Consider the following 15,277-nt stretch of genomic DNA (forward strand, 5'->3'; position numbering starts at 1 on the left):
AGGTCGGCAGACGCTAGGCGGCGAAAGCCTCGAGGCCTCTTTGCTAGAAGGAGTGTTCCCATGGCTATGCTTATCGATGATTCAGGTGCGCGTCGTGTCGCGGGCGGCGTCGTTCCGCCGCAACCACAACAGGAGCGCGACCGCTTTCGCGTCGCCGTTCGGCAAGCACTTTTGGAGCGGGCGACCGCAACCGATGACGAGCGCTTGAAGACGTCCCAGCCGCAGGAGCGCATGGTCGTCGTGGAGAAGGGGGATCATCTCGAGGGAATCGCTGAGGCGCACGACGTCGATGTCGAGGACGTCGAGTACTTCAATCCGCAGCTGGAAGATCCTGACCATATCGAAGTAGGGGAGGTGCTCTTCCTGCCGCCGCCGTCGCCAGGCGAACTGGCGACGCACCCAGATGGCGTCGCATTGTTTCGCGATGATCTGTACCAACGTGGGAACGCCGTCGAATATTCCGATGCCGGCGAGATCGACCACGACGTCGAGATAGAAGGTTTGACCGCAGACGTGGGCGAATTCCTCGACGCGTTACCGCCGGAGCAGCGTGACACGGCCGCCCAGCAGCTTTTCGATGAAGACTGGACGGATGCGGGGCCGGCGCAGATGGCGGTCGAGGCCGCAGCAGAGCGGTGCGGTATCACGCTGGAAGAGTCCTCGCACGCAGGCCCAGAGGTCGAGCAAGCAGCACGGCAAATTCTGGTGGATGTCGGTAACCATGCCGAGCCCGATGAAGCGCTGGCGGCGCTGGATGAGGCATATGGCACTGCGACGCCTGAGGTGAAAAGGGCGCTCTTGCAGGCGCCTGGGACGCAAGAGGTGATCGACGCTGCAGCGGCGCATGCGATATCGGCGTTGTCCGAGCCGCTGGATGGTGCCGTCGGGCAAAGCGCCGAAGAGCTGCAGATGGCTCAGCGCATCAACGACATGTCGATGACGCTTGCGCCGGAGATCCGTACGGCACTGTTCGAATCATTCGTGCCGGCATTGCAGCAAGCGCAATACCATGCGTCACAAACCGACGAGCCGATGATGATCGGGACCGAAGGCACCCGCCTGATGTTCGATGCCATCGAGCGTCTGGACCCCGAGCGTGACAAGTCGTCGATAGAAGGGCTGGCGGAGGTAGGCATCTACCACATGAACGTCATTCCACCCGAACTGGGTCACGGCGGGTTACTGGCGTACTTCATGTCGCTGGCTTCCAACAGTGGCTCCAGCAGCGGTGACAACATCGTTCTCAAGCAGGATCTCATGCCGCGCCTCGAGCAATACGACCAGGAGGTCGGTAACCGAATCGAGACCTATGAGACAACCCTGCTTGAGCTCTCCTGGCGCGCGCAGAATGGCGGTAGTGTCATGACCGAGGACCAACTCGACAAAGCGATCGACGAGTACACAGCCGACAATTCTGCCTGGGCGAATGACCTAGAAGAACAGCGTCAGGCAATCGCCCAAGATGGTGAACGTTATCTGGAAGAGTTGGCGCTCCTTGAAAGCTACTATCCGAAACTGTTCGAAGAGGACGGCGGTTCACTGTCGGATCGGGTAAAGCAGCTGGACAATACCGCCGACGAAGAGATCGCGGCGCGCTTTATCGAACATCTCGACAACCCGAACGCGACGACCGCGATGCGCATGGCGATCGAAGAGAAGCCAGAGCTGCTGAACGACCCAGTATCCATGAGGCTGATCGGTCAGTACGGGAAAATAACCGACCGTGGCCGGAAGCTCGCGGAAGAGCTAACCACGCTGTTCATTCAGCATGAAATTGCGCCCACGATGACAGGTCTCGATGTCAACGACCCTGCGAGTCGGCAGGCCCTGTTCGATAAGCTCGACAAACTCAAGAATTCGCCATTCCGAAGCTTGATTGGGGTCAAGGAAGGGACGCTGGACGAGGCGTTGAAAGCGGTCAAGGCAACGATACCGGAGTCTGGCACGATCTCGCCGAAGGATTTGAAGGGCAAACTGGCCGAGATGGACAAGAAATTGTCCGGCATCCGCGGTTTTGAAGCGGGTTCAGCGGGAGGCCATGCACTGCGTTACATCGGTGCACTCAGTGCAACTGCGGGCCTGGTCAATTCGCTTACCGTGGCGCAGGGCGACCCGGTCTACTATGGCAAGGCTTTTCTGGAGACGGCGGGCCTCGTTCAGAAAGGCGTGGAAATCGGTGGTGTATACACCGATGCCATCAAGAACTCAGAGCTCTACGACAAGATCGGCAGCAGCCGTAAACCCGCCGTCAAAGCGCTTGGAGCGGTCACGTCGCTGTTCGACCTGTATACCGCTTCTACCTATCTCACCCCGGAGAACAAGGATTACGGCGCGGCCGCGCTCTATACCGCTTCGGCCGGCGGCGGGTTCATGGCCGCGGTAGGGACCGGAACCTGGGCAGGACCGGTAGGCCTGGGTATTTCACTGATCGCGACAGCAGGCATCATTCAATACGACCGGGTAAAAAAATCGAATCATTTCGATAACGATGCCACGGCGAAATTCTTCGAGAATGCCGGTTTCGATACGGACGTCGCCAAGGCGCTGTCGGACCAGAGTGGTGACGGTTACAACGTCCTGCCGTTACTGGCGCGCTATGCCGAGGCGCAAGACCTCAATCTGGCTGACCCCACCGATCAGGCGCAATTCGCCAATTGGCTGAATACGATGGCGCCTGAAAGTCTTGCCGCACTGCGCGACAACCTTCACCACGTCCTCGACGAAAAAAACAACGATGTAGAAAGCTTTCCGGCGGAGGATGAAGAGAGCGACCGGATCTTCCGGGAAAACCTGGACGATCTGCTCTACAGCACCAAGCCGGTCATCGAGGATGGAAAGGGCCACCCACGCTCCTTCGCCCAGCTCGACATGACGCTCGAGGTGCTTGGTATCCAGCCGTTGGCGTGATGCCGTACCGACGGACGTAGGCGAACGCCTCGAGGCGAGCCGTTTCTAACGAGAGACGATCGAATCGAGGCGTTTTTCATGGCCAAGGCACTGGACGAGTACACCCGCAAACGCAATTTTACGGCCACGCCGGAGCCATCAGGCGCCCGTAAGAGTCGCCGGCGCAACGCGGCCGATGTGGGTGAAACCCTGCAGTTCTGCATCCAGAAGCACGACGCGTCGCACCTGCATTACGACTTTCGGCTCGAACTCAACGGCGCGCTGAAAAGCTGGGCCATTCCCAAGGGGCCGTGCCTGGACCCCAAGGTCCGCCGGCTTGCCGTGCATGTGGAAGATCATCCGATCGACTACGCAACCTTCGAAGGGCATATCCCTGAGGGGCATTACGGCGCCGGTGATGTCATCGTATGGGACCGCGGCATCTGGACGCCCCAGGGCGATCCGAACGAAGGCTATGAGAAGGGCAAGCTCAAATTTGCCCTTGATGGTGAGAAGCTGAGCGGCGCCTGGAATCTTGTGCGCACGAAGATGGCGGGCAAGAAGGAACAGTGGTTCCTGATCAAATCCAAGGATGCCGCAGCCCGACCCGAAGCAGACTACGACGTCCTCGAAGACAAGCCCGACAGTGTCTTGAGCGAACGTACCTTGACGCCGCGCGCGCGGGGTAAATCGCGTAAAGCGGACGTCGATACGTCAACGCCGGTGAAGGCGCCGGCTCGCCGCCGCAGTAAACGGGGCGAGCCCACGGCATTGGAGGGCGCAAAAAAAGCCAAGTTACCCGAGACCTTCGCCCCGCAATTGGCGACGCTGGTGGAATCAGCGCCTGAGGGTGATTGGCGCTATGAGATCAAATTCGATGGCTACCGGATTTTGGCCAGGATTCGAAATGGTGAGGTCCGGTTGTTCACCCGCAACGGTCATGACTGGACGGACAAGATGCCGCGCCAGGCCGAAGCGATCGCCGCATTGGGACTGACGGAAGGATGGCTGGACGGCGAAGTGGTGGTTGCCGATGAGGAGGGGCTGCCTGATTTTCAGGCGTTGCAGAACGCCTTCGAGGCGAACCGAAGCGAGCGCATTCTTTACTACCTCTTCGACGCCCCTTACCTGAATGGCATGGATCTGCGCCGGGTATCGCTCGAGCAGCGGCGCACTGCGCTTGCGGAAGTCTTGAATGCTAACGATAGCGCGCTGCTCCGGTATTCGGATGACTTTGCAGAAGACGCCCAGAGCATGCTGACGAGCGCGTGCCAGATGAAGCTTGAGGGTTTGATCGGCAAGCGAGCGGGAAGCGCCTACACCTCTCGGCGCAGCAGCAGTTGGATCAAGATCAAGTGCCAAAACCGGCAGGAATTCGTGGTGGTCGGCTATACCGAACCGAAGGGGGCACGCAGCGGATTTGGCGCGTTACTGCTGGCGTTGCATGACGACGACAGCGGCGAATTACTCTATGCGGGCAAGGTCGGCACGGGGTTCAATGAGGACACACTGAAGACACTCCTGCAGCAACTCAAACCATTGGAAACCGCTCGCGCACCATTATCGAACCCGCCCAAGGGCGCCGAGGCGCGCGGCGTTCATTGGCTCAAGCCTGAACTGCTCTGTGAAGTTGCGTTCGCCCAGATGACGCGCGAAGGCATCGTGCGGCATTCGGTTTTTCACGGACTTCGCGACGATAAGCCGGCGAAGCGCATTGGGAAGGAGGCGCCCAAGCGTGCGGATTCAGTTGCGGCTGAGGATGCACGGGGTAAATCGGCGGCATCGAAAAGTAACGCCCAAAAAGGGCCGCGGGCAACCGACGTCGAAGGCATTCGGATCAGCCATCCCGATCGTGTCATCGACAAGACTTCCGGCGGCACGAAGCTGGACATTGCTCGCTATTACGCAGAGATGGCGCCGTGGATGTCTCCCGAGATGAGCAAACGGCCGGTTGCGTTGGTGCGGGCGCCCGATGGGATCGAAGGTGAGTTGTTCTTCCAAAAACACGCAGACCGACGTGCCATGCCGCACGTTGGGCAGGTCAAGGACGTAAGCGAGCCGAAGCCGTTGTTTCTCGTTGATAACGCCAAAGCCTTGGTCGGCGCCGCGCAAATGGGCGTGGTGGAGGTCCATGGTTGGAACGCGACGGTGCCGAAACTCGATAAACCTGATCGCTTCGTCCTGGATCTCGACCCGGATCCTGCACTGCCTTGGAAGCACATGATTGAAGCCACGCAGCTGACACTGACGCTGCTGGATGAGCTTGGGCTACGGGCGTACATAAAAACCAGTGGCGGGAAGGGCATGCACATCGTCGTGCCTCTTTCGCGGCGGCAGGAATGGGATGCGGTCAAGGATTTCACCAAGGCAATTGCTCAGCACATGGCGGATGTGATGCCTGCGCGTTTTTCGGCTGTGAGTGGTCCGAAGAACCGGGTGGGCAAGATTTTCATCGATTACCTGCGCAACGGGCGCGGCGCCACGTCGGTGGCGGCGTATTCGGTGCGCGCGCGTGAAGGGCTGCCGGTGTCGGTACCGATCTATCGTGACGAGCTAGAGGACCTTAAAGGCGCCAATCAGTGGACGGTCCGAAATGTCGCCGAGCGCCTGGCTGCGTTAGGCGATGACGATCCCTGGGCAGAAATGGGGTCGGTCAAGCAGACCATCACGGTGAAGATGCGTAAGCAGTTGGGTATGAGGTAAGTGGTTGTGGTTTGCCGTGCGAGTGGCAGGGTATTCGTTTGTTATGGGAGAACCTGGGGCGGCTTTCGCCGCCTTCGCGACTTTAGTCGCGAAGGCGACCCCAGGGTCGCCCCGGGGTACAGAGCGTCAACGTGGGCAGGCCAGATCGCCTTCGGGGCATTCTGTTTTTGCTTTCAAGACTTCGGTACGTTCGCGCGTCAGCGCGGCCAGGCAGCCGTTTCGAACCATCGGTTGTGCGGAACCGCCTTCAACGGCGGACGCCTGGAATTCGCACTCTGCATCACGAAACGCGATCCAGGCCCGTTGTGCTTTACGCAATCCGGCTTGGCTTTCCTTGCCAAGATTGGCCCGGTAACTGCGATAGACATCGTTCAATGCCTTGTCCGCGGTCTGGTACGCCTGCGCGGTGCAAGCGTTGAGTTCACTCTGGGTGCGAGCATTTGGGCATGGATCCTCGTTCGCCAAGGCGGCGCCACTCAAGCCAAAGACCAAGACAGCGATGAAAGTGGGTTTGATCATGGGTACTCCGTAAAAGGGAAACTAACGCGCGGTCCAGCCACCATCGATGCTCCAGGCAGCGCCGCGCACTTGTACGGCGGCGTCGCTGCAGAGAAAGAGGGCAAGCTCACCTAGCTGTTCCGGGGTGACGAATTCCACCGAGGGATGCTTTTCAGCGAGCAACTCACGCTTGGCGCGTTCCAGGTCGCCGTGTGGTTCGGCCAATTTGTCGATTTGCTTTTGCACGAGAGGGGTCAACACCCAGCCCGGGCAAATGGCGTTGCACGTCACGCCCGTTGTGGCGGTTTCGAGCGCAGTCGCTTTGGTGAGACCGACGACGCCATGTTTGGCAGCCACATACGCGGACTTTCCTGCAGAAGCGACGAGGCCATGCGCGGAGGCAATATTGATGATGCGCCCCCAATTGCGCTCTAGCATGCCAGGCAAAGCGAGCCGCGAGGTATGAAAAACCGCGGTGAGGTTGAGGGCGATGACGGCGTCCCAGCGCTCCACGGGAAATTCGATCACGGGCGCCACGTGCTGGATGCCCGCGTTGTTCACGAGAATGTCGACGCCGCCCAGCTCACGCTCGGCGTAGGACTGCATGTCAGCAATTTCATCCGGCTTGGAAAGGTCGGCGCCGTGGTGCAGCACCTTCACACCGTGTTTGGACACGCGCTCACGCGCGGCCTCGATGTCGCCAAAACCGTTGAGTAGCACCTGTGCGCCCGAGGCGGCCAACCGCTCTGCAATGCCCAACCCGATACCGCTGGTCGAACCCGTAACGAGCGCTGTTTTTCCGTGAAGTGTCATCGTGGTTGTCCTTTTTTGTTATGGAACCGGCTACCGCCTTATGAGTAGGTACCGCGCCGGGCGTTCCACTTCAGTGATAGGCTCGGTGCAAATCCGCCGAGTGTTGAAACGATGCGAAATTGCCTGTGCCTGGTGCTTGCTGGCTGTGCGTTTGCCGCGATGGCTCATGCAGAGCCACCGCTTACGGAAATGACGATAGGCAATGAGCGACTGAATGTCGAAGTCGCCGTCGATGCTGCGGCCCGTCAACTTGGGCTGATGTATCGGAAGGAACTGCCCGAGGACCGGGGGATGTTGTTTCGCTTTGCTGACGCAGGCGTGCACTGCATGTGGATGAAGAACACTTACATTCCACTGACCGCCGCGTTCCTGGACGAGGAAGGGCGCATCGTCGACCTCATCGATCTCGAGCCGGAAAGCACGGAGACCCGTTGCAGTAGCGCACCCGCGCGCTATGCGATCGAGGTGAATCAGGGATGGTTCGAGAAACACGGAATCGAGAAGGGCGCGCGGGTGGAGGGGCTGCGTTGACGCTTTGGATATTCGTGCAACGAGCCGATTGCAGCCCGGCTCAGCCACACATCCCTGTAGGGGCGGCCGGGCGGCGATCCGTGGGGCGGCCATCCGCTTTAGTCGCGAAGGCGAGCACCGCTCGCCCCAAGTTCAGCCTGCACCACTGCGTTGAAACCATTACACAAAAGCGATCGCCAGCAAGCTGGCTCCTACAAAAAACAGGTGTCGCAGCCGTCCGGGCAGGACCCACGGTTGGCTCCTGCACCTGTCATACCTCGCCGTACAAGACTTCCACGTACTGCCGGTACTGGTCGTACACAGTGTTGTACTGGGCGACGTTGTGGGGGATTGGGTCCACCTGACTTTGGGGGTCGAGCTGAACGCAACGTTCGCAAAGCGCCACCAACTCGATTGGCTCGCCGCGCGCGTAGGCGTCGCACCATGCGGCCTGAATTGCAGCGCCCAGTGCCGCCGCCTCGCTGTGCGTCGTCCTGATGACGGGCGTATCCATGATGTCCGCTACGATCTGTCGCCATTGAGCGTTGTTCGAGCCACCACCGATCACCCGAATCGCCTGGCTTTGCAGTCCGCTGTCTCGCAGCAGATCCAGCCCATGGCGCAAACCGAAGGTGCCACCTTCGACCACCGCGCGGCAGAGGTTCGCACGGGTCATGTTTTCGGCGGTAAGGCCATGCAGGCTGGCGGTGGAATGCGGCAGTGCGGGCACACGCTCGCCATTTAGGAACGGCAGCATGACGACGCCTTCCGCGCCGATGGGCGCTTCCGACAACAAATGGTTGAAGGACGGCAGATCGACTTCCAGCAGGTCGCGCATCGCTGCGTTCGCGTTGGTCAGGTTCATCGTGCAGATCAGCGGCAGCCAGCCGCCGCTGGACGAGCAAAACGCCGCGACTGACGTGTGATCACTGATGACGGAGCGTTCCGAATAGGCGTAAAGCGTTCCGGACGTGCCGAGACTCATGGTGATTACGCCCGGTTGAATGTTGCCAGTACCGATCGCGCCCATCATGTTGTCGCCGCCGCCACTCGACACGATGGCTGCGGGATTGACGCCCAGGCGCGCGGCGATCGCGGGAAGAACCCTGCCCACGGATTGATGGGCCTCGATGAGTTCCGGCAGCGCCGCTTCGAGTCTTCCTGATGGGTCGATGTGGCGCAGGATGGCGGCGTCCCACCGTCGCTCGCGCACATTGAAGTATCCGGTCCCCGACGCATCGCCGTATTCGGTACGGCATTGGCCGGTGAGCCAGAAGTTGAGGTAATCGTGAGGGAGCAGGATGTGTGCGATGCGTTCGAACAGCTCGGGAAAATACGTTTTCGTCCACAGCAATTTGGACACGGTGTAACCCGGAGCGATCACGATCCCCAAACGCGCTAGCGAGCCGGCCGGACCGCCCAGATATTCGAGCAAAGCGTCGTTCTCGGCGGACGATTCCGTATCGCACCAAAGTTTGGCCGGGCGCAGCGGGTGGCCGCCTTCGTCCAGTGCGACGAGGCCGTGCTGTTGACCAGAAACGCCGATACCGAGAATCCGTTGCCCATCGACCCCGGATGCAGCCAGCGCTTCCCGAGTGGCTTGCTCGAAGGCGGCAGTCCATTGCGCGGGGTCTTGCTCGCGCCGACCATTGGCCTCGCTGAGCAGCACGTGTGACGCCGAACCAATGCCCAACACCTCGCCGGATGCGATATCGAGAATGACGGCCTTGGTGCCTTGAGTGCCGCAGTCGATGCCGAGGTAGAGGCTGTTGTTCATATCGTTCACCTATCTGGTCGATCGCGGATGAGAGCAGTTACGGTGGAAGCCAATTCGGGAATTGTCGTAAATGCGGTGTTTCGGCAGGCATTGTAGGGGCGACCTTCAGTCGCCTTGGCGGGTAAAGCGGATGGCCGCCCCGCGGATCGCCTTCCGGTCGTCCGTAGAGGTGGCGGTATCGGCGGATTGCTCTGGTGGAAAAGGCTTCGCCGTTTTCCACCCTACGGTTCTAGTCGCGTGCTCCGTGCACTATCGCGGGCATGGCCCGCTCCCACGGATGAAAAAGCGATTCGCTGTGGGAGCGCGCCATGCGTTCGACATTGGCGTACTCCCATGCCCATATGAACTTAAACGCCCAGCCGCTCGGCGATCAGCTTTTCCAATTTCATCTGATCGGCATTGAACGTGCGAATGCCCTCGGCAAGCTTTTCGGTCGCCATGGGGTCTTCGTTCATCTGCCAACGGAACTCGGCTTCGGTCAACGCGGCCGGGCGCGGCGCGCGTTCGCCGTTATCCTTAAGGCGTACGGTCAGCTCGCCTTCGCGGCCCTGCAACTCCTGCAGGAGTGCGGGGCTGATGGTCAGACGATCACAACCTGCCAGGGCGATGATCTCGTCGATGTTGCGGAAGCTCGCACCCATGACGACGGTCGGGTATTCATGGCGCTTGAAGAACGCATGGATCGCACTGACCGACTGCACGCCGGGTTCTTCTTCACCGGTGTATTTACGCGAGCTGTCCTGCTTCACGTACCAATCGAGGATGCGGCCTACGAACGGTGAGATGAGGAACGCGCCCGCTTCGGCGCAAGCACGCGCCTGGGCCATGTTGAAGATCAGGGTCAGGTTACAGTTGATTCCGCGGCTTTCCAGTACGCGCGCGGCCTGGATGCCTTCCCAGGTCGCCGCGATCTTGATCAACACGCGGCCCGTATCGACGCCCAGCGCCTTGTAGTGCTCGATCAGCTCTTCTGCCTTGGCTAGCGTCGCATCGCGGTCGAAGGAAAGCGCAGCAGGCACTTCAGTCGAGACCTTGCCCGGTACGGATTTCAGGATTTCCGCCCCCATCAGTACTGCAAGGCGATCGCAGGCTTTGCTCACGGCCTCTTCCGACGAGGCACTGTTCTGCTTGGCCCAATCGAGGACCTGCTCGACCTGCGCGGGATAATGTCCGGCTTGGATAGCCTTGAGCACGAGGGATGGGTTGGTGGTGGCGTCTTCCGGATGGAAGCGCTCGATCGCCTCCAGCTCCCCGGTATCGGCAACGACCAGGGTATGACGCTTGAGCTGTTCGAGCAGCGTGGGCATGTGAAATCTCCTTCGTGTAGGGCGAACCAGAATTGGACCCGCCGGATATGCGTAGCGGTATGCGATTGTGCCACGCCCGGCGTGTCTGTCACTCAGCCAGCAGGCGTTCGAGCGTTGCTGAGACACCGTGAGTACGCAGGCTGTTCAGGTTGCGTTCGAACGATGCGACAAATGCGTCGCTCGAGGGAATTCTGCGCCCAAAAATATCGTCCGCCCCCAACAGCCGGGCCGTTACCCCTGCATCATCAGCCACCAAGGATTGGCAAAACGCGAGGCGCGGATCGAGCATGCGATACGCGCTGCCGTGTTCGTCCTTGCCCTTGAGGTAATGCGCCCATGCCGCGACCACCAATGATGCGCGGTCCAGCGTTTTGCCGTCCTGGATCAACCGGTTGATCGTCGGTACCGTGAACTTTGGAAACTTCGACGACCCATCCGAGCAGACACGCTCGAGCTGGTCCGCGATGGCCTGGTTGGAAAAGCGCTCGATGAGCGTGTCCTTGTAAGCTTCGAGGTCGATGCCCGGTACGGACGCCAGTTGCGGTGTCACATCGATGTCCATGTAGCGACGGATATAGCGCGCGATCAGCGGGTCGTTCATGGCCTCATGAACGAAGCGGTAGCCCTTGAGCGTGCCGATATAGGTGAGCGCGAGATGGCTGCCATTGAGCAGTTTGATCTTCATCTCCTCATACGGCGTCACGTCGTCAGTGAATTGGACGCCGACCTTTTCCCAGGCAGGCCGCCCATTCACGAACTTGTCCTCCAGTACCCATTGCAGGAAAGGCTCGCAGACCACCGGCCACGCATCGTCGACGCCGTGGTCGCGGGCGAGCTGCGCTTTATGTTCGGCGCTCGTCATTGGTGTGATGCGGTCCACCATCGCATTGGGGAATGCGACGTTTTCGGCGATCCATGTGCTCATGGACGGATCGGCGAGGTCGGCGAACGCGAGCAAGGCCTTGCGGGCGACAGCGCCATTGTGGGGAAGGTTGTCGCAGGACATGACGGTAAACGGCGCGATGTCATTCGCCCGCCGCCGGGTCAGTGCTGCAAGCAGAAAGCCGAAGACGGTCTGCGGCGTGTCGGGTTGGGACAGGTCGTGCTGGATGCCGGGCAACGCGGCGTTGAACTCGCCGGTGCTGTCGTCCATGCAGTAGCCACCTTCGGTGATGGTAAGCGAGACGATGCGGATGGTGGGGTCGGCGAGTTTGTCGATGAGCTCTGCGGGAGAATCCTGCGACAGCAGCATGTCGCCGATAACCCCGATCACGCGCACCTCGGTGTCCGGATCGTCACTCAGTTCCATCATGGTGTAGAGGTAGTCCTGACCCGCAAGCGCATCGCGCATGCCTGCGTCTTCCGGACGTAAACCCACGCCACAGATGCCCCAGTCGAGGTCTTCGCCGGCGTTCATCAGCGTCTCGGTGTAGATCGCTTCGTGAGCGCGGTGGAAGCCGCCCACGCCGATGTGCGCGATGCCTTGTTTGCGCGCGTTCAGGTCGTAGGCCGGTTTCGCAATATGTGTAGCGAGCGTTGGCAGGTTTTGCTGATTCAGTTTCATGGGTGCCTCGGCAGAATAGGTGTCGGTTGTTAGAGCGTATCGCCAGCAAGCTGATCGCAGCCCGGCTGGCTCCTACAACGTTCGTCGGCAGCCATCGATGACCTGTAGGAGCCAGCTTGCTGGCGATCGCTCTTTCGTAGGAGCGGGTCGTTCCTACGCCGCTTGCCGCATCAACGGTCTGATCGCCTGTCCTTCGGCATCGAACAGATGGCAACGGTCGGCATCCAGCGTCAGGCCCAGGCACTCGCCGTAGACGTCTCTGAAATCTCCAGGGATACGGATGGTCAACGGCTCGCCGGATGTGGTGCGTACGTGGCAGAACGTGTCGCTGCCCAACCGCTCGCTAACATCCGCGGTGACATCGAACGACCCGGCACCTGCGTCGGTAACGCCGATATGCTCGGGGCGGATGCCCAGTGTCACGGGCGTACCCACCGCAGAGGCTTCCGCCGCACGTGGCAGGATGATGCGGCAGCCGGCCTCGAGCTCGACCTCACAGCCGCTGGCATCTGCGCGCGAAATGGTGCCTTTGAGGAAACCCATCTTGGGCGTGCCGATGAAACCTGCGACGAACAGGTTCGCAGGGTGGTGATACAGCTCCAACGGCGAGCCCACTTGTTCGATACGCCCGGCGCTGAGCACGACCACTTTGTCGGCAAGCGTCATCGCTTCGACCTGATCGTGGGTCACGTAGATCATCGTGGCCTTGAGCTCCTTGTGCAGGCGCGCAAGCTCCAGGCGCATTTGCACACGCAATGCGGCATCCAGGTTCGAAAGCGGTTCGTCGAACAGGAAGATCTTGGGATTGCGCACGATGGCGCGTCCGATCGCGACCCGCTGGCGCTGTCCGCCGGACAGCTGCTTGGGTTTGCGCTCCAGCAACGGGCCCAGCTCGAGAATGCGCGCAGCTTCGTTCACCTTCGACTCCACCTCCTGTTTGCCCACCTTCGCCAGATCGAGCGCAAAGGACATGTTCTTGCGCACGGTCATGTGGGGGTAGAGGGCGTAGGTCTGGAACACCATTGCCAGATCACGCCGGGCAGGCGATTCGTCCGTGATGTCGCGCTCGTCGAGGCTGATCGTCCCGGAGGTCACTTCCTCCAGCCCGGCGATCAGACGCAGCAATGTGGATTTGCCGCAGCCCGAGGGGCCGACGAACACCACGAACTCGCGGTCGTTGACGTCCAGGTCGATGCCCTTGATCACGGCGTGGCCTTCGAAGCCTTTTTTCAGATCGCGTATTTTCAGGTCAGCCATTAGCGGCTCCTCCGAGGTCGGAAATCATCATTTCACCGCGCCGAACGACAGGCCGCGGACCAGCTGTTTCTGGCTGATCCAGCCAAAGATCACGATGGGGGCACAGGCGAGGGTGGATACGGCGGAAAGCTTGGCCCAGAACAAACCTTCCGGGCTCGAGTACGACGCGATCAAAGCCGTCAGCGGTGCGGCTTGCGAAGAGGTGAGGTTCAGCGACCAGAAGGCCTCGTTCCAGCACAGGATCAGCGACAGCAGCACGGTTGAGGCGATGCCGCCTTTGCTGATGGGTAGCAGCACGCGAACGATTTCCTGCAATGTCGAGGCACCATCCATGCGCGCCGCTTCGAGGATGTCACGGGGGATGTCCTTGAAGTAGGTGTAGATCATCCAGACCATGATTGGCAGGTTGATCAGCGTGTAGATCACGATCAGCGCGATGCGGCTGTCCAGCAGGCCAAATTGCTTGGCGAGCAGGTAGATGGGTACCAGCACGCCCACCGGCGGCAGCATCTTGGTGGAGAGCATCCACAACAAAGTGCCCTTGGTCCGGTGCGTGGGATGGAAGGCCATCGAGTACGCCGCGGGGATGGCGAACAGCAGGCCAAGCACGGTCGACCCGAGGGCGATGGTGATGGAGTTCCAGGCGAACCGCAGGTAACCGCTGCGCTCTTGGATGTGCAGGTAGTTGTCCAGCGTCGGATGGAAGATGAACTGCGGCGGTGAGGCAAACGCATCGATCTCGGTTTTGAAGCTGGTCAGCACCATCCAGAAGATCGGGAAGAACAGCAGCAAGGCGATGGCCCAGGCGATCAATCCAATGAGCGCGGAATGGACGCGTCGGGTTTGTTTCAAGGTCAGCATGGCGTCACCCTCGTCACTGATCGGTAAGATTTTTGCCGATCATCCTGATGAGGAAGATCGCGGCGATGTTGGCGATGACGACGGCGATCAGACCGCCCGCCGATGCCATGCCGACATCGAACTGGAGCAAGGCCTGGTTGTAGATGAGGTAGGCAAGGTTGGTGGACGCATACCCCGGGCCGCCGCTGGTCGTCGTGAAAATTTCCGCGAACAGCGAAAGCAGGAAGATCGTTTCGATCATGATTACCACGGCGATGGGCCGGGCAAGGTGCGGCAGGGTCAGGTGCCAAAAGATGGCGATCGGGCCGGCGCCATCGAGTCGCGCCGCTTCCTTTTGCTCTTGATCCAGCGATTGCATGGCGGTCATCAGGATCAGGATCGCGAACGGCAGCCATTGCCAGGACACGATGATGATGATCGAGAGCAACGGATGCTGGGCCAGCCAGTCCACTGGCTGCGCGCCGAAGAAGCGCCACACCGCCGCGAGAATGCCGGAGACAGGGTGGAAGATGAGGTTCTTCCAGACCAGCGCGCTGACCGTAGGCATGATGAAGAACGGCGAAATCAGCAGCACGCGGACGACGCCGCGCCCACCGAAATCCGCCGCTTCGAGCAGGGCGGAGATCAACACGCCGAGCACGACGCTGATGAAAAGCACGCTGCCCACCAGTAACAGCGTATTGATCGCTCCTGGGAAGAATCCGGGGTCGGTCAGGAAGAACGTGAAGTTCTCCAGACCAACGAACTCGTTTTCGCCCGGATACAGGAGGTTGTAGCGAATGGTCGAGAAGTAGAGGGTCATGCCCAGCGGCACGATCATCCAGATCAGGAGCAGGGCGACCGATGGGCTCACCAGGAACCAGCCCGGCCCGATGCGGCGTTTGCGCTGGCGCGGCTGAGCCGGCGCCGGCGTGGTCGCGGTCTTGATCGTCGAGGTAGTCATGGTGACTCCTTCTGAAATCTTTCATTCGTGTAGGAGCGAGCTTGCTCGCGAATGCGGGAGTCGGTTCGGCTCATATTTCAGCATTCACGACCAAGAAAATGTCGCTTGCCCCGCTCCAGAAGCGGACGTGGCTTGCACGTTGTCCGCTTGTCTAGCCT

The 15,277-nt window shown here is 60.4% G+C and carries 11 protein-coding genes; 3 read left to right on the forward strand and 8 right to left on the reverse strand.

Annotated features, from left to right (window positions below; genetic code table 11):
* Positions 1-60 precede the first annotated feature (60 nt).
* Both IEY47_RS04960 and ligD read left to right on the forward strand, forming a co-directional pair.
* Positions 61-2,907, forward strand: a complete 2,847-nt coding sequence (locus tag IEY47_RS04960) for a LysM peptidoglycan-binding domain-containing protein (RefSeq protein WP_188982048.1) — start codon at positions 61-63, stop codon at positions 2,905-2,907.
* Positions 2,908-2,985: 78 nt separating this feature from the next.
* Entirely contained in the window at positions 2,986-5,589 is a 2,604-nt protein-coding gene (ligD, locus tag IEY47_RS04965) for a DNA ligase D (RefSeq protein WP_188982049.1), read from the forward strand.
* Between the two features lie 126 nt (positions 5,590-5,715).
* On the opposite strand, the gene IEY47_RS04970 is transcribed toward ligD, so the two are convergent.
* On the reverse strand, positions 5,716-6,108 hold the full coding sequence (locus tag IEY47_RS04970; RefSeq protein WP_188982050.1) for a lysozyme inhibitor LprI family protein: 393 nt from the start codon (positions 6,106-6,108) through the stop codon (positions 5,716-5,718).
* 21 nt (positions 6,109-6,129) lie between these two features.
* Positions 6,130-6,900 (reverse strand): 3-hydroxybutyrate dehydrogenase, encoded by a 771-nt coding sequence (locus IEY47_RS04975; RefSeq protein ID WP_188982051.1) that lies wholly within the window; start codon positions 6,898-6,900, stop codon positions 6,130-6,132.
* A 111-nt stretch (positions 6,901-7,011) separates the two neighbouring features.
* Here IEY47_RS04975 and IEY47_RS04980 point away from each other — a divergent pair, with 111 nt between their 5' ends.
* Entirely contained in the window at positions 7,012-7,431 is a 420-nt protein-coding gene (locus IEY47_RS04980) for a DUF192 domain-containing protein (protein ID WP_229779219.1), read from the forward strand.
* A 250-nt stretch (positions 7,432-7,681) separates the two neighbouring features.
* On the opposite strand, the gene xylB is transcribed toward IEY47_RS04980, so the two are convergent.
* The 6 genes from xylB to IEY47_RS05010 all read right to left on the reverse strand — a co-directional run bounded on the left by xylB (position 7,682) and on the right by IEY47_RS05010 (position 15,119).
* A complete protein-coding gene (xylB, locus tag IEY47_RS04985) occupies positions 7,682-9,187 on the reverse strand; it encodes a xylulokinase (RefSeq protein ID WP_188982052.1) in 1,506 nt (501 codons plus the stop codon).
* A 347-nt stretch (positions 9,188-9,534) separates the two neighbouring features.
* The gene (tal, locus tag IEY47_RS04990; RefSeq protein WP_188982053.1) at positions 9,535-10,494 is read right to left on the reverse strand and encodes a transaldolase; all 960 of its coding nucleotides are present in this window, start codon (positions 10,492-10,494) and stop codon (positions 9,535-9,537) included.
* An 88-nt stretch (positions 10,495-10,582) separates the two neighbouring features.
* Positions 10,583-12,058: a mannitol dehydrogenase family protein gene (locus IEY47_RS04995; RefSeq protein WP_188982054.1), complete on the reverse strand. Its 1,476-nt coding sequence runs from the start codon at positions 12,056-12,058 to the stop codon at positions 10,583-10,585.
* Between the two features lie 153 nt (positions 12,059-12,211).
* On the reverse strand, positions 12,212-13,315 hold the full coding sequence (locus IEY47_RS05000; protein WP_188982055.1) for an ABC transporter ATP-binding protein: 1,104 nt from the start codon (positions 13,313-13,315) through the stop codon (positions 12,212-12,214).
* A gap of 27 nt (positions 13,316-13,342) precedes the next feature.
* Complete coding sequence (locus tag IEY47_RS05005; RefSeq protein ID WP_188982056.1) at positions 13,343-14,176, reverse strand: carbohydrate ABC transporter permease; 834 nt, start codon at positions 14,174-14,176, stop codon at positions 13,343-13,345.
* A gap of 13 nt (positions 14,177-14,189) precedes the next feature.
* Positions 14,190-15,119, reverse strand: coding sequence for a carbohydrate ABC transporter permease (locus tag IEY47_RS05010; protein WP_188982057.1), 930 nt, complete (start codon positions 15,117-15,119; stop codon positions 14,190-14,192).
* Positions 15,120-15,277: the final 158 nt, after the last annotated feature.

Origin of the sequence: Pseudomonas matsuisoli, assembly GCF_014647635.1 — a bacterium.
GTDB classification, from domain to species: Bacteria; Pseudomonadota; Gammaproteobacteria; order Pseudomonadales; family Pseudomonadaceae; genus Pseudomonas_P; species Pseudomonas_P matsuisoli.